Origin of the sequence: Pseudomonas koreensis, assembly GCF_036668835.1 — a bacterium.
In the GTDB taxonomy this organism is placed as follows: Bacteria; Pseudomonadota; Gammaproteobacteria; order Pseudomonadales; family Pseudomonadaceae; genus Aquipseudomonas; species Aquipseudomonas koreensis_I.
Genome location: NZ_JAZEVW010000001.1, coordinates 729,571 through 747,454, shown reverse-complemented (window position 1 = coordinate 747,454; position 17,884 = coordinate 729,571). Strand labels below are relative to the sequence as shown.

Below are 17,884 nucleotides of genomic sequence, written 5' to 3'. Positions count from 1 at the left end.
AAACAATAGACCGCTATCGCGAGCAGGCTCACTCCTACAGTTGCAATGCGATCCCCTGTGGGAGCGAGCTTGCTCGCGAAGGCGTCAGTTCGGCTTACATCAAACCTCGACCGGCACCGACAACTTCGGATTGCCCAGCGCATGGCTTTTGGCATCAAAGAACCGCAGTTCGACCCCGGTGCCATCGAACACCTTGCTGTAATGGCGCTTCTGATGCTGGATGAACGCCGCACTGCGCGGGTAAATCGAGATCGCCACACTCGCCGGTTTGGCCAGACGCAGTGCGCGGACGATGTGCGCATCCTGCTCACCCAAGGCATGGCCAAAGATGCACAGGCTGCCGCTGTGCCCCAATAACTGCTGATAACAGAACGACAAATAATCCGAGCTGCGGATGGTCTTGAGCTTGTCCGCGCTTGGCCCTTCGCTGACGAACAGCGGCACGTCATCGAGCGTCTTCAGCGTGTTGTTGATGGCGAAACTGCCGAGCAGCGTGCCCTCGGTGGACGTCAGTTTGCGTGCCGTGCCGTCCTGGTTGCGCACCAGGTGCAGGCCACCGTGCAAGTAAAGCAGGCGCGGTTTGTCAGTGGCGCTTTCGCTCAGATCGAAACTGGCGTTCGGGCCGTTGAACAGATCGTCGATCACGGCGCTGTTGTGCTGCAGCGCCCAGTAGTTGAGCAAATCGTAGTTGGTGGTGAACACCGTGCGATAGCGCGCCAGTTCTTCATTGAGCGTCGCCAGCGTCGACGGCTGTACCAGCCGCCACGGGATGTGCATGGCGTGCACGGTGTTGATCAGCGCTTCCTTGATCGCGTAGTAGCGATTGCGCGGCGCCGCCGAGCTGACGGCCAGCGCCTTGTTGACCCGGCTGGTGGTTTTCAGCGCACCGAGTACCTGCTCGAAACTGCGCGTTTGCAGCGCGTCGAACACCGCGAGTTCCGAGGCGCTCAGGGGTTTTTCTTCCACGGTGCGGGCATTTTCGAACAGCGAGTCGTAGCCGAAGTCGTCCCATACCGCGCGGCTGGCGCCGTTGCCCACCAGCAAACCGTTGAAATCGGTCGCGGCGCGCAGGGCGCTCCAGTCTTCGAGGGTGGCGTCGACATTCAGAAAATCAGTCATTGCGCAGGCGTCTCAAAACAAAGGGGCAGATGGGCGGCGACTTTATCACGAGCGGGCATTGAGCCAGATCAACATCCGTCGTGACCGATCGGTCGATCCTGTGTGCATACGCCGGAGCGCAGCGCTCGAACCGGCTCAGTCAGGAGACACACGATGAGCAGCACCTTCTTCATTCCGGCGGTCAACATCATGGGCAGCGGCTGCCTCGACGAGGCCATGGTCGCCATCCGCAACTATGCTTTTCGCAAGGCGATGATCGTCACCGACAGCGGTCTGGCCAAGGCCGGCGTCGCCACTCTGGTGGCCGAGAAACTGGCGATGCAGGATATCGACTCGGTGATTTTCGACGGCGCCAAACCCAACCCGAGTATCGCCAATGTCGAGGCCGGGCTGGCGCTTTTGCAGGCCAGCGGCTGCGATTTCATCGTCTCGCTGGGCGGCGGTTCGCCCCACGACTGCGCCAAAGGCATCGCCCTCTGCGCAACCAATGGCGGGCATATTCGTGACTACGAAGGCGTCGATCAATCGGCAAAGCCGCAATTGCCGCTGGTCGCCATCAACACCACCGCCGGCACTGCCAGCGAGATGACCCGGTTCTGCATCATCACCGACGAATCGCGCCATGTGAAAATGGCCATCGTCGACCGCAACGTCACGCCGCTGTTGTCGGTCAACGACCCGCAACTGATGGTCGCCATGCCCAAAGGCCTGACCGCGGCCACCGGCATGGACGCGCTGACCCACGCCATCGAAGCTTATGTCTCGACCGCCGCCAACCCGATCACCGATGCCTGTGCACTCAAAGCCATGAGCCTGATCAGCAACAACCTGCGCCTGGCGGTGCGTGACGGCAGCGACCTCGCCGCAAGGGAAAACATGGCCTACGCGCAGTTCCTCGCTGGCATGGCCTTCAACAATGCCTCGCTGGGTTTCGTCCATGCGATGGCGCACCAGTTGGGCGGCTTCTATGACTTGCCGCACGGCGTCTGCAATGCGGTGCTGCTGCCCCATGTGCAGGCGTTCAATGCGCAAGTGTGTGCCAATCGATTGCGAGATGTAGCTCACGCGATGGGAGCGGACATTCGCGGCTTCAGTGCGGAGGAGGGCGCACAGGCCGCGATCAGCGCGATTCGCAGCCTGGCCAGAGACGTCGAGATTCCCGGCGGCCTGCGTGAGCTGGGCGCCAGACTCAGCGACATTCCGCTGCTCGCCGCCAACGCTTTGAAAGATGCTTGCGGACTGACCAATCCACGGGCGGCGGATCAGCGGCAGATCGAGGAGATCTTTCGCAACGCATTCTGAGACCGGTACAGCGGCGACTGCCTACGTAATGGCAATTTGGCCTGCTCTTGTTGAATCGTCCGGTTCAGAAGGGGATAGTGCGCAGCTGAAAATGTCCTCAAGGAGCGGGAATTGACAATGAAGTCCATTTGGATCAGCGCAGCATCGCTCTGCGGATGGTTGATGGCTGGCCAGGCTTGGGCTGATTGCACGCCTCCTGCAGTCAGCGCGAATGCGGATTTTTCTGTATGCAAGGACTGGCCAGCTTATCCGGGGCAGTCCATCAGCGCCAAAGCCACGTTCGCGCGGGCAGCCGGCTCTGATGTTGAGACGAGCGGCTTTTATGATCTCGATCTGTCTATTGCGCAGGACGGCCAAGCCGGGCCGATCGCCACCTTGCACCAGGACAGTGCCTTCGAATCAAACGGCGTTGCGTTGTACGAGCTGACGCTGGATACCGCTCGCTATTCGGTCGCTCCCGATCTCCGCGCCTTCGGTGTTCGCACCCGGTTTACCAATAGCTCCCGACTCAATCCACTGGATGAGACTCAGCTCACCCTCTTCGTCAGAGAAGGTCAAACGCTGCGCCCTGTGCTGCAGCAGTTGCTGGTCTATCAGTATGGCGGCGAGTGGGACGGTGATTGCGAGGGCGAGCGCAGTGAAATCACCCGAACCGTGGAGATCGCCAAAACCAGCTCCCATGGTTATGCGGACCTTATCGTGAGAACGAGGGAAACAGGCACTTCGAGTGTGGGCAAGGGCGATGCTTGCAAGGATAAGATCACCGAGTCCAAACCCGTTTCGACAATCTTGCGTTACGACGGCAAGTCTTACGTTCTGCCACAAGGTTTCAAAGGTCTGTAATCGACCTGCATTCACACGACTGTCATCAAGGAAGAACCATGTTCCCACCCACCAGACTGCTTATCGCCATTGGTGTTCTCGCTTGCGCTTTCCAGACTCAGGCCGCTTGCGACATCAAGGCCTTCGACGGCAAGTCCCTGTCACGCTGCAAGGTCTGGCCTGCGGTGCAGAACCAGGCGATTGCGGTGACCTCGACGTATCTGGCCGACCCCGGTGACGATGAGGCCGGTGTGTTCGATCTGGATCTGGCAGTCGTCGACGCGAGCAGCGCCAAACCCGTCGCCACCTACCGCAAGCCGGGGGCGTACAACTCCGATGCCGTGCGCTTTGATGATCTGCGTATCGACACGGCCCGTTATCGGCTGGCGCCGGAGGTCAGGGCTTTTGGCCTGCGCTCCAGGTTTTCGCACAGCTCGCAGGCCAACCCCTACGAAAAAACCGATCTGGCCCTGTATGTGCGCGAAGGCAATGCGCTGCGCCCGGTGCTGGAGGGGTTGGTGATTGCCAAGAGCAATGGCGAGTTCGTGGATTGCGAAGGCTATGAGAAGAAGATTCGCCGCAGCGTGGAAATCGGCCCCTCCAGCCACCATGGCCTGGCCGACCTGATTGTCACCAGCCGTGGCAGCAAGACCAAAAACACGCGGTCGGGACGGGAGTGCGTGTCCAACACGACCCCACTGAAACAGACCCGCATCACCCTGACTTACGACGGCGAGCAATATGTCGTTCCCGAGGACTTCAGGGGTTATTGATTCATGATCTTCAACCGGTCGGCGATCTCACCTCGCGGCTGATATAGACTGGCCGCCACGTGTCTTGGCGCTTGCAGGTTCCCTATGACTCCATCGTTGTTTATGGCCGTGCTGGCCTCGGGTTTCATCTACGGCATCACCCCGGGACCGGGCGTGCTCGCGGTGTTCGGCATCGGTGCAGCGCATGGGCGGCGGGCCGGGGCGGGGTTTCTGTGTGGGCATTTGCTCGGTGATGTGGTCTGGTGCAGCACGGCGTTGATCGCAATTGTCGGCGCCCGGGAAATTGGCAGCACGGCGTTTGATGTGCTCGGTGTGCTCAGCGCGCTGTATCTGTTCTGGCTCGGCTGGCGTGCGGTGCGTGCCCAACGGCGCAATGGCGAAGAAGCGCAAGGCGCCGCGCGACAGCCGTTCTGGCACGGCATTGTCTTCGGTCTGACCAATCCCAAGGCCTACCCGGTGGCCGTGGCGACGTTCACTGCGCTGCTGTCGAGCCGCGCCCAGCTGCTTAACTGGTCGATGCTGCCAGCGCTGATCGCCCTGAGTTTCGTCGGCGGCGCGCTGGCGTACGCGATTCTGGTGGGCGTGGTCGGCGCCCATCGCGTACGCAGTGTTTATCAACGCCACGAATTGTTGATCACGCGCCTGTGTGGGGTGATGTTCATCGGGTTCGCCATCAACGCGCTGATGCATGCGCTGCCGGGTTTGATGCCGAACAAGGGTTGAAGCCGGTTTTGCCATTCGCGCCGTTCGTCGTGCCCGGGCCAGTTTTTCTAAACCTTTGACCGTTTAAACATTCCTAACTGAGGCGGACGATTGTCCGCCGAGTGCATTTAAGCAGCGGGCGAATCATGGCCCGCTTGAATATTCATTGAAGGAGGGCGCGACCATGAGCCGGATGGCCACCCGTTTACGTAACGCCAGTTTTGCAACGCTGCTGGGCCTGTGCGCCAGCAGTGCGTTCGCCCAGTCGCCTGCCGAATTCATCAACGATGCTTCCGCCAAAGGCATGGCCGACATCGAAGCCAGCCGTCAGGCCCACGGCAAGACCGAATCGAAAGAGGTCAAGGATTACACCATCGTCGTCATCAACGACCGCACCACGGCCAACCAGCACCTGGCGAAAATCGCCAAGAAGCTCGACTTGCCCGTTGCGCCGCGCGAAGAACTCGCCGACAAGGCCAAGGAACTGATGCCGGAAGTCAAGGATGGCGCGACCTTCGATCAGGCCTACGCGGCCAGTCAGGTCAAGGCCACCGAAGAAGCCATCACCCAGATCGAGCAACAGGCACAGACCACCGACGTGCCGGAAATCAAAGCGTTTGCCGATGAGACTTTGCCGAAACTGCAAAGCCATCTGGAGAAGGCCCGGGCTTTACAGGCCAGTCGCTAAATTCTCAAGCTGATCCAGGCATCACCGAAACCTTCGCAGAGCCTGCTTGATGCAGGCACTGCCGAAGGTTTTTTTATGCCTGCGACGCGTCCCCTGTGGGAGCGAGCCTGCTGGCGATGACGGTGTGTCAGGCGCTGATGTTTCGGCTGGACGGACGCCTTCGCGAGCACGCTCGCTCCCACAGGTTTTTGCGGTGCATGCACAATCGTGGGTAACTCACGAGCCCACTGTGGGAGCGAGCTTGCTCGCGAAAACGGTGTTTCAGGCGAGGGTGATCTGGCTGGGCTCACGCCATCGCGGGCAGGCTCGCACACAGGGTGGGTTTACACTGCGGACTGCTCAGCACTCATTCAAATCCTGCTTTGGCTTGCTCTTGTCACCGAGCCCCTCTAGCTCGAACACTTGGTTCTCGCCCAGAGCGCGGTAATGTCGGCGCAGCGCCTCCAGTTGTTTCAGGTCCAATGCCTCCAGCCCCAGCATGGCGTTCTGCGCTTCCTTGTTGACCCGCAGCAACTCATCAAGCTTGAGATGCAGAATGTCGGTGTCACGGTTCTGCGTGTTCTGGATCAGGAACACCATCAGGAACGTAATGATCGTGGTCGAGGTGTTAATGATCAGTTGCCAGGTATCGTTGTAACCAAAGATCGGTCCGCTCAAACCCCATAACCCGATCAGGATCAACGCGCCCATGAACGTCTTCGGGCTACCGGCCCACAGGGCGAGTTTTTGGGCGATTTTTGCGAATTTCATGACTGCGTTCCTTTTTCAACGAGCTTGGAATTGAGACAGTCGCTGCGCTTGGAAAATTCTAATTACAATTGAGCTCCGAATACTGGACGTTGGTAGGGAAGGCAGGTGCGTCGGATCGCGGTATGGTGACCCGCCGCTAAACTACCCCGACAGGAGAACGCAATGACCTGGTCCGCCAGACAATACGTCGCTTTCGAAGATGAACGCACCCGCCCGGCCCGTGATTTGCTGGCGGCGATTCCTGCCGTAAACGCGCAAGCGGTGGTCGATATCGGGTGCGGTCCCGGTAACTCCACGGAGTTGCTGGTGCAGCGGTTTCCTGCGGCAAGGGTCAGTGGGCTCGATAGCTCGGCGGACATGATCGATGCGGCACGCCAGCGCTTGCCGCAGTTGCAGTTCGAGGTGGCCGAGATTGATCAATGGGCGGATGCAGGTCCGTTCGATGTGATCTTCGCCAATGCGGTGCTGCAATGGGTACCGGATCACGCGACGTTGCTGCCGGCACTGGCAGGCAAGCTGTCAGCGGGCGGCAGTCTGGCGATCCAGATGCCCGACAACCTCAATGAACCCTCACACCGACTGATGCGCGAAGTCGCCGCCAATGGCCCATGGGCGAGCAAGCTCGCCGGTGCGGCAGGGCAGCGCACCGACATGGCCAGCGCCAGCGAGTACTTTTCCATGCTGCGTCCGCACTGCGCGCGGGTCGATGTGTGGCGTACGACTTATCACCATCAGTTGTCTGGTGGGGCGGCGGGGGTCGTTGAGTGGTTCAAGGGGAGCGGGTTGATTCCGTTTCTGAGCCCGTTGACCGAAGAGGAACGGACGCAGTATCTGCAGCAATATCTGGCGGCGGTTGCAGAGGCTTATCCAGCATTGGCGGATGGCTCGGTGCTGTTGCCGTTTCCGCGGTTGTTTATTGTTGCGACGCGCTGAAAAAAACCTCCGCAGGCTCGCTTTTATATCCTGCGTTCGGCGCATTGGTTCAGGTGGTCATGCTGGGCGAGCTGGCGGTGTATCAGGGCCCGGGTAACGTTGTGCCGGTGATTTAGCGGGTGCTGGGTTTCAGGTAAACCGGTCGTTGCGACCGGTTTTTTGTGCGACACCTTTGGACTTCAGGCATTCGCGAGCAGGCACTCATAAGGAATGCGTAGGCCATCGTGCAGACGCTTGATCATCGCCAGGCTCAACTTGCGCTTGCGGTTTAACACTTCCGAAACACGGCCGCTAGTACCGATAAAAGGTTCAAGATCTCGCGGCGTCAAACCTTGCTGATCCATGCGAAATTTGATTGCTTCAATGGGATCAGAAGGCGGCATCGGAAATTGCTGTTCCTCATATTTTTCAATCAGCAGCGCGAGAATTTCCAACTCATCACCCTCCGGCGAGTCGATCTCAGCACCCCACAGCTGTTCCATGCGCAGCAACGCTGCGGTCAGGTCTTCCGGGTTACGAATGGGTTTGATGTTCATTAAACGGTCTCCGCATTGATCTGGTCGTATTGAGCGTGTGTCCCAACGAAGCGGATAAAACCCAGCTGCCGTTGGTAGTCGATAGCCAGAATCGCTCGATATTTATTTCCGCCGATATTGAATACCACCCTGGCTCCCTTGAGGATACTGGCCGTTCGCAGCTCGGCTTTAACCTCTTGCGGCGTTCGATAAATCGCCTTTTCCATGTGGCGGTACCATTCAACAAGAGGTGTCTGAGCATCAGCATGAGCCGGTTTGCTTTCCCAAAATTGTCTTAGCGTAGCTCTTGCAATTATCCGCATCCAAGCCTCCTCCCGATACGGGAGATCCTAGTCGTTGCTGAGTGGAGAGGCAATCTTGGATGTGCTTTGCGAGCGGGCCTTCAACATTGAATTGCTAGACATGTACAAAGCGGGAACCAAGGTTGGCGAGGTGGTCAGAGTCGCGGGCCGAGGGATTTACTTCTTTTCGAGAAGTAACCCGCAGACGTGGGGGCAGCATCGGACCCGCAGGTTGTTGGCGGTGAAATTTGAAACCCCGCACACAAAAAAACCGGCCCTGTAGGCCGGTTCTTTCATTCCTGCGTCCCCCGTCAAAAAGCACGACGTAAGACCAAATCTGGTTGGAGCGGGTAGAGGGAATCGAACCCTCATCTAAAGCTTGGGAAGCTTTCGTTCTACCACTAAACTATACCCGCTCAGAGCGGCTGACTTTGTACCAGACTCGGCCACGGATTTGAAGTTTTTCTTTTCTTTCCAACGGCTTTTTACGCAGAAACCGGTCAATCGCGAGCAAGGGCTTTACGGTACGAAACGATCCTCCAGCCTTGCCCGCGACGACGCTGTTTCAAATAGCCAATGCATGTTGGCCCTGCACAAACGAGTAGCGCGTTCGATTGGCCTGCTGCGCCGGTTTCAGAAAGCCAAGCAAGGCGTTCTGGCTGTCGCGGCACGCGGCTTTGTGTTCCATGTCGAGAAAGTGCCCGGTGGCTTGCAGGGTGGTAAAGGTGCTCTGTGCCACATGGTTGCCGAACAGGCGTGCATCTTCGGCGGCGGTGTATTCATCCCATTCGCCGTTCAGAAACAGCACCGGGACGTTGATCTTCTTCGCCGCGTTCAAGTAGCACTGGCGGTCGCTGTGCAGCACATCGTTGATGTGGAAGTGCATCTGCCCGTATTCATGTTCGGCCAGGCTGCTGACGTGGCGGTAGTTGAAGCGTTTGAACAGTGACGGCAGGTGTTTGCCGATGGTGTTGTTGACCAGATGGCCGACGCGGTCGCGGTCCAGATTGCCGAGGTAATCGACGCCGCGTTCAAGGTAATCGAGCATGTGCGCGTTGATCACCGGCGAGAACGAGCTGATCACGGCTCTTTCGATGCGCCGTGGCTGTTGGGCGAGGGCGACCAGCGTCGCGGCACCGCCCCATGAGAACGACAGCACGTGTTCGGCGGCGAAGTGGTCGATCAGCTCCAGCAGGATCTGCCCTTCGACCTCCTTGGTCAGATGTCTCTCGTGGCGGTTGTGGGCTTTTGAGCGACCGGCGTAAGGCTGGTCGTAGCAGACCACGTTGAATTGCGGGTGCAGGTTTTTCACCGTCTGGGCAAACGACGCAGTCGTGGCCATCGAGCCGTTGACCAGGATGATGGTCTTTTCTGCGGCGTCTGCGCGATAGAACTCCGTGTAAACCCGATACTGACCCTGTATATCCAGCACAGCGATTTCTGGCCTCATGTCGTAAGACTCCTGGCAAGCAAGCGGGTATGCGCGCAATGAAGATTGCACGAGCTTTGTGACAGGTAGGCATACGCCTGGAATGTGTTGGCCCATGTCGATCCGGTAAGGCAGGTCGACGGGTGTTGTTATTGGCGGGCAGTCTGCCGGCTCAAGTGCAGCCCTGAGGGCTTGCGACCGACAAAAAGTTTCTTGGAAGTATGTGGTGACTCATCGGTCACATTTCGGCCGACGACCTGATTCAAGCAGGGGAGTCTGGATCGCGCAAGTGCCGTTGGTGAATTGTTCGACAACTTCGGCTGAGCGGTCGCAGGGTTAGAACAAATGAATCTCTTCGGTGCGCAAAGCGCGGTATTCGCCCGGTTTTAGCGCGCTGTCCAAAGCCAGTTCACCCATCGATTCGCGGTGCAGGCGCAGAACCTTGTTGTTGAAAAAACCAAACATGCGCTTCACCTGATGGTAGCGGCCCTCGACGATGCTCAGTCGCGCCGAGCGTGGGCCAAGCAGCTGCAGGTGCGCCGGTTGGGTGGTCAGGTTTTCAAAGGCGAAATAGATGCCCTCGGCAAAGGTCGGCGCGTAGCGTGCGTCAATCTCTTGCTCGGTTTCGACGTAATAGACTTTTGGTAACTTGGTCTGCGGTTGGGTCAGGCGCCGCGACCACGCGCCGTCATTGGTGATCAGCATCAGCCCGGTGGTGTTGAAGTCCAGGCGCCCGGCGATGTGCAGGTCGGCCAGTTCCGGTTCGTCGAGCAAGTCGAGTACCGTCGGGTGTTGCGGATCACGGGTAGCGCTGACGCAGCCCGGTGGCTTGTGCAGCATGAAGTAGCGCGCCGGTTTACCGCGTTGCAGGATTTCGTCGTCGACTTCGACGCGGCTGAATTCCAGCACCTCACTGTGCGGATCGCTGACGACTTTTCCGTCAACGCGCACGCGCTTTTCCACCAGCAACAGGCGAACCTGCTGACGGTTGTAGCGGGGCAGGTTACTGAGGAAACGGTCGACGCGCATGGTCAGCATTCAACGGCTAAACGGCCACGCATCTTACGGGATCAGGCGCCGGCCTGCTTGCAGTTGCGCCTCGACCTGCGCGCAACGCGGACACAGACAGGACAGGTTGCGCAGCGCTGGCGGCAGCGCCTCGAGCACCGCCGGGTCGATCGTCACGCCGTAACACCAGCATTCGCGGTCGGCCGTGCGCGGGTCAGCGAGGCTGCAGTCGTTGCGGGCGCCGCAGGCCGGGCAATGGTCGGGTTTTGCGATAGCGTCAGGCATAGGTCGAGTGAGGCATTTCCACGCAGGTGCAGTTGCGGCCGGTTTGCTTGGCCCGATACATCGCATGATCGGCCCGCGACAGCAGGCTGTGCAAGGTGTCATCGCGTTGCACGGTGGTGGCGCCGATGCTGACGGTCAGATTCAGGCTGTGGCCGTTGTAGGCATATTCGTGTTGTTCGACGTGCTGGCGGATTTTCTCGGCAATTTTCTGACCGGTGTCGCCGTCGGTGTCCTTCAACAACACGATAAATTCCTCACCGCCCCAGCGGCAGACAATATCGGCGTGGCGCAGACAGCTTTGCAGATCGCGGGCGAAGCCGAGCAACACCTGATCGCCGGCCATATGACCATGGGTGTCATTCAACGCCTTGAAATGATCGAGATCGAGCAGCAGCGCAGTCAGCGGTCTGGTCTCGCGCTGAGCTTCGTGCAACGCCTGCGCGGCGAGAATATCGAAGCCGCGGCGGTTGGGCAGGCCGGTGAGGCTGTCGAGCGTGGCCAATGCCTGGATCTTTTCCTGGTAGCGTTTGATCACCCGGTTGAGCAGCACCAGCACGATCAGGGTCACCAGCAGGCAGATCAACAGATTGAGGTACAGCGACTGGCGGATTTCACTCAACGCGCCGTCTTCACGTTTATCAACGAACAGGTACCAGTTGAGCTCTGGAATGAACCGCACGTTGAGGAAATGCCCCTGGCCGTGGGTGGAATATTCATAGCTGCCGCTGTGCGGTTTCGGCAACTGGCTGATCAGGCTCTTCATGCTGTCCAGCTCGCCGAGGCTCTGGCCGATGTGCGCACCCTGCGGCCCGCCCTCGGCGCCGGTCAGGACCAGACGCCCGAAGGTGTCGACGAAGTACACACTGCGTTGATAGCGCTGTTGATATTTGTCGATCAGCTTGATCACCGCGTCGACGGTCAGCCCGACACCCGCCGCGCCGATGAAGCGATCGTGGTAGTCATAAACCTTGTAGTTGATGAAAAACGTCAGGTTGTCCTTGTTGGCCAGGTCCGGGTCGACGTTGATCTCGTACGGGTCTTTCATGTCGCGCACGCGGAAGTACCAGGCGTCGCGCGGCTCGTCGACCTTGACCTGCTTGAGCACGCCCTTGGCGTGGTAGTAGGTATGCGTGCTGTCGGAGACGAAAAACGCCGTATAGGCGCCGTAATGGGTCATGACCTCGTCGAGGTAGCGGGTCATCTGCTCCGGGTCCTGCTCACCGTTGACCACCCAGTCGCGCATGAACGTGTCGCGGGACATCATCGAAGAGATCAGGATCGGCCGGACCAGATCCTTCTGGATTTCCGAATAGACCGTGTCGGAGGTCAGTGGCAGTTCGGTGTTGACGATGTTGTCGCGGATCGACGCCCGCGAGGCGTAGTAGCTCAGCAACGAAGTAGCGAGGAAGCCGGCGCCGAGCAGCGCGACCAATGTCAGCACCAGTGAGCGTTGCGAGTACAGCGGTGTACGAAGCGGCATGGCAGATCCGTTGGCAGTGGCCCGATGGCAAGCATTTTAGTGGCATGGCCAGGAAAAGACTGCGGGATTTGTGCCGGAAATGGCGGGGGCTCTGACTCGGCGGTGTGTCGGTTAGATCGCAGGCCCTCACTTCAGCCCTCTCCCGGAGGGAGAGGGCTGAAGTGTGGTGATTTCATTACCTGAGTTCGACGGGTTATCACTGAATGACAACTCTCTTGCAGACACCTCGGTCAGTTCCCTCTCCTGGGGGAGAGGGCTAGGGTGAGGGCGACCTTCCGGATCAGCCCCGAGAAGCCAGATACACCCGCCATCCCCCCAAATGGCTGATATCCACCGCACCTTCCAACCCATACGCCTCGCAAATGAAACCGCTCTCCCAGCGGCCATCCGCCAGTTGCACCTTGCCCAACCCGAGCGGCGCCGGTATTCCGGTGAGAAACGAACCCAACTCGCCGCTCGGCAACTCCCACACTTCCACGGCAATCGCCACACCGCCGTCCCTGACGCGCACCATGCCCGGGCGCAATGGCGGGCCGCCAGCCAGCGCGAACAGTTGATAGTCCGGCGAGCTGAACGTGGTTTCCAGCAAGCGCCCGCCACGCTGGGTCAATTGCCAATTCAATGGCAGCCCTTGCAGATGCGCGCCGCACACGACGATGCGCGCGTGATCGTTGCGCGCCACGGTGGCCGGCACCGGCAAGGCTGCATCCTGCTGACGCTGCAACGCATCCGCCACGCTCAACAGGTACTGGTCGGTAAACGCCCGGCCAAACAGCGTCACGCCCCACGGCAATCCATTGGTCATGAACCCGCTCGGTACGGCGACGGCGGCGTAATCGAGCAGGTTCATGAAGTTGGTGTAATAACCCAGTTCGGAGTTGCGCAGCACCGGTTCGGCCTCAAGTTCGGCCAGTGTCACTGGGCGCCCGATCGTCGGGGTCAGCACGCAGTCGAGGTTTTCCAGCGCTTGATCGCAGAGGGCTTTGAGCGCCTGCAGCCGATACTGCGCGCGGAACGTCTGCACGCCGGTCACCGCCGGCGCCTTGGCCAGAACGGCGCGGATCACCGGCAGGACTGCTTGCGGATTCTGCTCCATGAGTTCACCGGCAACGCTGTAACGCTCGGCAACCCACGGCCCGTCATACAGCAAACGCGCCGCTTCGAGGAAAGGCGACAGGTCGAGTTCAACCGCTTCGCCACCCAGCGCCTTGAGCCGCTCGACGGCGTCTTCGAACAACCGCGGCCCTTCGCTGCAACCGAAGAATTCGAGGTTCTGCGCGCGCGGCACGCCAAAGCGAAATGGCCGTGGCGCGCCGAACGCCGTGCCGTCATTCCAAGCCGGGTTACGGCGGCTGTACTCGTCACGCGGATCGGGTTTTGCGGTCAATGCCAACAACTGACTGGCCTCACGCGCCGTCGCGGTAAACGTGGTGACACAATCCAGCGTGCGGCACGCTGGCAGCACGCCGGCCGTCGAGATCAGGCCTTTGCTCGCCTTCAGTCCAACCAGATTGTTCAGCGCTGCCGGCACTCGGCCGGAGCCGGCGGTGTCCGTGCCCAAGGCAAAACTCGCCACGCCCAGTGCCACCGCCAGCGAAGAACCGGCGCTGGAGCCGCCCGACGGATACTCGGGCAAAACGCTGTTGGGGCAGGCGCCATACGGCGAGCGACTGCCGTTGAGGCCGGTGGCGAACTGGTCAAGATTGGTCTTGCCTAGCGGAATCGCGCCCAGCGCCAGCAGTTGCTCGACGATGGTCGCCGAGCGCTGCGGTACGTAGGCAAACTCCGGGCACGCGGCCGTGGTCGGGATGCCGGCCAGATCGATGTTGTCCTTGATCGCGAACGGCACGCCAAACAGCGGCAGGCTGTCGAGGTCGCGATCGTCGAGAGCAGAGAGATAAGGCTCCAGTTCGGCGGCGCTGAGCAGGTGGATGAACAGGTGATAATCCGGGTTCAGCGCGGCGGCTTTTTCACGCAGCTGCAGCAGCAATTGCCGCGGTGTGGTGTCGCCATTGTGGTAGGCCTGGCGCAGGGCATCGAGTTGCAGATTCATCAGTGGCTCCTTGTTCAGAATGGGCTTGAGTCGAGTTCCAGCACCACAACGCGCTGGCCGGCGCGCACCGCCGAACCGGGTTGCACGCGTATCTCGCGGACCACCCCGGGCAGCGGCGCGAGCAACGGGATTTCCATCTTCATCGACTCGAGAATCACCAGCACATCGCCCGCAGCAATACGCTGGCCGGCCTCGACCTGCACTTGCCAGAGATTGCCGGCGATGTGGCTGTCGACGCTGTGTTCGCCGGCCGCCAGCGGCGCGTCTTCAATGGTTTCGGCATGTACTTCTTCGCTGTCGAAATGCGCCTGGCCGCTGGCGATCCAGCGCTCGCGTTCGGCATTGAAAGCACCCTGTTGCTGAGCACGAAAGGCGTCAATGCTTTGCGCTTCACGACTGAGGAATGCCTGGTAATCGGCAAGATTGAGCTGACTGTGTTCGATGTTCAGTTCGAAGCGCCCAAGCGGGAAATCGCGACGAATGCGCAGCAATTCTTCAGCGCTGACCGGGTAGAAACGGATCTGATCGAAGAAGCGCAGCAGCCACGGTTTGCCGTCGAACGCGGCGACTTCGCGGTAGCGATTCCACATCTGCAGCGTGCGCCCGACGAACTGATAACCGCCGGGGCCTTCCATGCCGTACACGCACATATACGCGCCGCCGATGCCCACCGAATTCTCCGCCGTCCAGGTGCGCGCCGGGTTGTATTTGGTGGTGACCAGACGGTGGCGCGGATCGAGCGGCGTCGCCACCGGCGCACCGAGGTAGACGTCGCCCAGGCCCATCACCAGGTAGCTTGCGTCGAACACCGTGCGCTGCACCTCGTCGAGGTTCGGCAGGTCGTTGATGCGCCGGATGAACTCCAGATTGCTCGGGCACCACGGCGCGTCCTTGCGTACGGTGGTCATGTATTTTTCGATCGCCAACTGGCAGGCCGGATCGTCCCACGACAGCGGCAGATGGACGATCCGCGACGGCACTTGCAAGTCCTTGGCGGCGCACACCGCGTCCCACTCGCCGGCGATGATCGCGAGCAGATCGGCCAGCGGCAGTTGCTCGGGCTGGTAGTGCACCTGCAGCGAGCGGATGCCGGGGGTGAGGTCGATCACGCCGCGCAGGTCTTTGCTTTCCAGTGCCTGCATCAATGCGTGGGCGCGGAAGCGCAGAACCAGGTCGAGCTCCGGCGCGCCGATCTCCAGCAGCAGATGCGTATCGCCAGAAACCCGGCCAACGAGCCGCGTATCGTCCTGACCCAACTCCAGCACCACAGGCGACACAACCCCCTGTTGGAGCGAGCCTGCTCGCGATGGCGCCAGTTCAGACACCGCATCAACTTCATCGCCAGCAGGCTGGCTCCCACAAGGGCCATCCCATTTCAGGGCGAGATTGCGCGCGGTCTTGAGATCGACGGGAATGAATTGGATTTTATCGCCCGCCTTGAGCTGCCCCAACTGCCACAAATCCGCTTCGATCACCGTCACCGGGCAGACAAACCCGCCCAGGCTCGGACCATCCGGGCCAAGGATTACCGGCATGTCGCCAGTGAAATCCACCGCGCCGATCGCATACGGGTTGTCATGAATGTTCGATGGATGCAGACCCGCTTCACCACCGTCCGCGCGCACCCATTCCGGCTTCGGTCCGATCAGGCGCACGCCGGTGCGGCTGGAGTTGAAATGCACGGCCCATTCGGTGGCAAAAAACGTATCGATGTAATGTTCCGTGAAGTATTCCGGCGCGCCGTGCGGGCCGTAGATCACTCGGATCTGGCGCAAGTCCGGCAACACGCTGACGTGCTGTTCGGCCAGTTGCTGACCGCTGCTGCGATCACTCAGCGCTGGAACATGCAGCACGTCGCCGGCACGCAACGCACGACCACCATGCCCGCCGAATTGGCCGAGGGTGAAAGTGCTTTTGCTGCCCAGATAATCCGGCACCTGCAAGCCGCCGCGCAGGCACAGATAACTGCGTGCGCCCGCGGCGCTGAGGCTGCCCAAGTGCAAGGTCGCGCCGGCCGGGATCAACAGCGCGGTGTTCATCGGCACGTTTGCGCCATCGAGGGTCAGCGTCAGCGCTGCGCCGGTCACCGCCACCACGGACTCGCAATTGAAACGCAGCAACGGCCCGCTCATGGTGATTTCCAGCGCCGCTGCGCCTTCAGGATTGCCAAGCAGGCGATTGCCCAGGCGTAGCGCGCGGCTGTCCATCGGCCCCGAGGGCGGCACGCCGACGGCCCAGTAACCGAGGCGGCCGGGATAGTCCTGCACGCTGCTTTGCGTGCCGGCGCTGAGCACTTCGAAGGTGTTGGCGCGATAGATCAGATGCTCGAGACAACGGGTCCACGGTTCGCCGCTGGCGAAGGGCGCGTCGAGGAGAATTTGCCTCAGATAATCGCGATTGGTTTCCACCCCGTACAGCACGCTGTCGCCCAGCGCCTGATGCAACTCGGTGCGCGCCTGTTCGCGGGTCGGCGCCCAGGTGATGAGCTTGGCGATCATCGGATCGAAATATGGCGGGATCTCGCAACCGGCCTCGACCCAGGTGTCGATGCGCAACTGCACACCATTGGCCGGTGGAAATTGCACCGCCGTCAGCAAGCCCGGACTCGGCTGAAAATCGCGCCCCGGATCTTCCGCATAGAGCCGCGCCTGAATCGCATGGCCCTCGGGTTGCAGCCCGCGATACAGCGCGCTCAGCGGCGGCAGATCACCGGCCGCCAGCTCGACCATCCAGCGGACCAGATCGACGCCCCAGACCTGTTCGGTGACGCCATGCTCGACCTGCAAACGCGTGTTTACTTCGAGGAAATAAAAGCGCTGCGCCTCGCTGTCAAAGACGAATTCGACGGTGCCGGCGCTGCGGTAATTCACCGCTTTCGCCAGTTTGATCGCCCCCGCGCAGAGTTCTTCAGCCATGCCGTTCGGCAGATTCGGCGCCGGGGTTTCTTCGAGGACTTTCTGGTTGCGCCGCTGCACCGAACAGTCGCGCACGCCGAGGGCGATCACCTCGCCGCGACCGTCGCCGAACACCTGCACTTCCAGATGCCGGGCGCGCTGGATGTACTTTTCGATGAACACCCCGGCGTCACTGAAATTGTTCTGGCCAAGACGTTTCACCGCGTCGAAGGATTCGCGCAATTCGCTGGCGCTGCGGCACACGCGCATGCCGATGCCGCCACCGCCGGCGGTGCTTTTCAGCATCACCGGGTAGCCGACTTGTTCAGCGGCGTTCAGGGCTGCATCGAGACCATCGAGCAAGTCGCTGCCTTCAAGCATCGGCACGCCGTGCTGTCTGGCCAGAGCGCGAGCGGTGTGCTTGAGGCCGAACACGCGCAGTTGTTCAGGTGTCGGGCCGATGAAGGCGATGCCTTGCGCTTCGCAGGCTTCGGCGAACGCGGCGTTTTCCGACAGAAATCCGTAACCGGGATGAATCGCTTTGGCGCCGCTTTGCCGGGCGACGGCGAGGATCTTCTCAACCGCCAGATAGGTGTCAGCCGCGGCGCCCTCACCGAGGCTGTGGGCTTGATCGGCTTGCAGGATGTGCAGGCTGGCGGCATCGGCTTCGGAGTACACCGCCACGCCTTGCACTTGCAGTTGCGCGAGGGTGCGCAGAATGCGGCAGGCAATGGCGCCACGGTTGGCAATCAGGACTTTTTCGAACATGGCATAACCCCTGAAGGGGAAGCGGGCCGTCCCGCTGTTTTTTGACTGACATCCGGGCCGT

At 60.6% G+C, this 17,884-nt stretch carries 16 protein-coding genes and 1 tRNA gene; 6 read left to right on the top strand and 11 right to left on the bottom strand.

Features of this window, described 5'->3' with window-relative positions:
• Nucleotides 1–99 precede the first annotated feature (99 nt).
• Nucleotides 100–1,119 (bottom strand): DUF4917 family protein, encoded by a 1,020-nt coding sequence (locus V6F91_RS03300; RefSeq protein ID WP_332762321.1) that lies wholly within the window; start codon nt 1,117–1,119, stop codon nt 100–102.
• A 153-nt stretch (nt 1,120–1,272) separates the two neighbouring features.
• Between V6F91_RS03300 and yiaY the strand changes: the two genes are divergently transcribed.
• From yiaY to V6F91_RS03275, 5 genes are all read left to right on the top strand, one after another.
• Nucleotides 1,273–2,421 (top strand): L-threonine dehydrogenase, encoded by a 1,149-nt coding sequence (yiaY, locus tag V6F91_RS03295; protein WP_332762319.1) that lies wholly within the window; start codon nt 1,273–1,275, stop codon nt 2,419–2,421.
• Nucleotides 2,422–2,538: 117 nt separating this feature from the next.
• Nucleotides 2,539–3,264 carry a hypothetical protein gene (locus V6F91_RS03290; RefSeq protein ID WP_332762317.1) on the top strand — a complete coding sequence of 242 codons (726 nt, stop codon included), beginning with the start codon at nt 2,539–2,541 and terminating at the stop codon, nt 3,262–3,264.
• 38 nt (nt 3,265–3,302) lie between these two features.
• A complete protein-coding gene (locus V6F91_RS03285) occupies nt 3,303–4,016 on the top strand; it encodes a hypothetical protein (protein WP_332762315.1) in 714 nt (237 codons plus the stop codon).
• Between the two features lie 84 nt (nt 4,017–4,100).
• Entirely contained in the window at nt 4,101–4,739 is a 639-nt protein-coding gene (locus V6F91_RS03280) for a LysE family translocator (RefSeq protein WP_332762314.1), read from the top strand.
• A 163-nt stretch (nt 4,740–4,902) separates the two neighbouring features.
• Nucleotides 4,903–5,406, top strand: coding sequence for a DUF4142 domain-containing protein (locus V6F91_RS03275; protein ID WP_332762313.1), 504 nt, complete (start codon nt 4,903–4,905; stop codon nt 5,404–5,406).
• Nucleotides 5,407–5,745: 339 nt separating this feature from the next.
• Here V6F91_RS03275 and V6F91_RS03270 read toward each other — a convergent pair whose 3' ends face one another.
• Nucleotides 5,746–6,156, bottom strand: coding sequence for a low affinity iron permease family protein (locus V6F91_RS03270; protein ID WP_332762312.1), 411 nt, complete (start codon nt 6,154–6,156; stop codon nt 5,746–5,748).
• Between the two features lie 162 nt (nt 6,157–6,318).
• Between V6F91_RS03270 and tam the strand changes: the two genes are divergently transcribed.
• Entirely contained in the window at nt 6,319–7,089 is a 771-nt protein-coding gene (gene tam / locus V6F91_RS03265; RefSeq protein WP_332762310.1) for a trans-aconitate 2-methyltransferase, read from the top strand.
• A gap of 179 nt (nt 7,090–7,268) precedes the next feature.
• Here the strand turns inward: tam and V6F91_RS03260 are convergent, their stop codons facing one another.
• The 9 genes from V6F91_RS03260 to uca form a co-directional block, all read right to left on the bottom strand.
• Complete coding sequence (locus tag V6F91_RS03260; protein WP_332762309.1) at nt 7,269–7,625, bottom strand: transcriptional regulator; 357 nt, start codon at nt 7,623–7,625, stop codon at nt 7,269–7,271.
• A complete protein-coding gene (locus tag V6F91_RS03255; protein ID WP_332762307.1) occupies nt 7,625–7,927 on the bottom strand; it encodes a type II toxin-antitoxin system HigB family toxin in 303 nt (100 codons plus the stop codon). Before V6F91_RS03255 ends, V6F91_RS03260 begins: the two co-directional genes overlap by 1 nt.
• A 321-nt stretch (nt 7,928–8,248) precedes the next feature.
• A tRNA-Gly gene (locus V6F91_RS03250) sits at nt 8,249–8,322 on the bottom strand.
• Nucleotides 8,323–8,471: 149 nt separating this feature from the next.
• Nucleotides 8,472–9,356 carry an alpha/beta hydrolase gene (locus tag V6F91_RS03245; protein ID WP_332762305.1) on the bottom strand — a complete coding sequence of 295 codons (885 nt, stop codon included), beginning with the start codon at nt 9,354–9,356 and terminating at the stop codon, nt 8,472–8,474.
• A gap of 315 nt (nt 9,357–9,671) precedes the next feature.
• Complete coding sequence (locus V6F91_RS03240) at nt 9,672–10,364, bottom strand: pseudouridine synthase (protein ID WP_332762304.1); 693 nt, start codon at nt 10,362–10,364, stop codon at nt 9,672–9,674.
• Between the two features lie 33 nt (nt 10,365–10,397).
• Nucleotides 10,398–10,628 carry a cysteine-rich CWC family protein gene (locus V6F91_RS03235; RefSeq protein ID WP_423815306.1) on the bottom strand — a complete coding sequence of 77 codons (231 nt, stop codon included), beginning with the start codon at nt 10,626–10,628 and terminating at the stop codon, nt 10,398–10,400.
• Nucleotides 10,621–12,108 carry a sensor domain-containing diguanylate cyclase gene (locus tag V6F91_RS03230; RefSeq protein ID WP_332762302.1) on the bottom strand — a complete coding sequence of 496 codons (1,488 nt, stop codon included), beginning with the start codon at nt 12,106–12,108 and terminating at the stop codon, nt 10,621–10,623. The genes V6F91_RS03235 and V6F91_RS03230 overlap by 8 nt, the downstream gene beginning before the upstream one ends.
• Before the next feature lie 280 nt (nt 12,109–12,388).
• A complete protein-coding gene (atzF, locus tag V6F91_RS03225) occupies nt 12,389–14,161 on the bottom strand; it encodes an allophanate hydrolase (protein ID WP_332762301.1) in 1,773 nt (590 codons plus the stop codon).
• 14 nt (nt 14,162–14,175) lie between these two features.
• Nucleotides 14,176–17,823 carry an urea carboxylase gene (gene uca, locus V6F91_RS03220; RefSeq protein WP_332762299.1) on the bottom strand — a complete coding sequence of 1,216 codons (3,648 nt, stop codon included), beginning with the start codon at nt 17,821–17,823 and terminating at the stop codon, nt 14,176–14,178.
• Between the last annotated feature and the right edge of the window lie 61 nt (nt 17,824–17,884).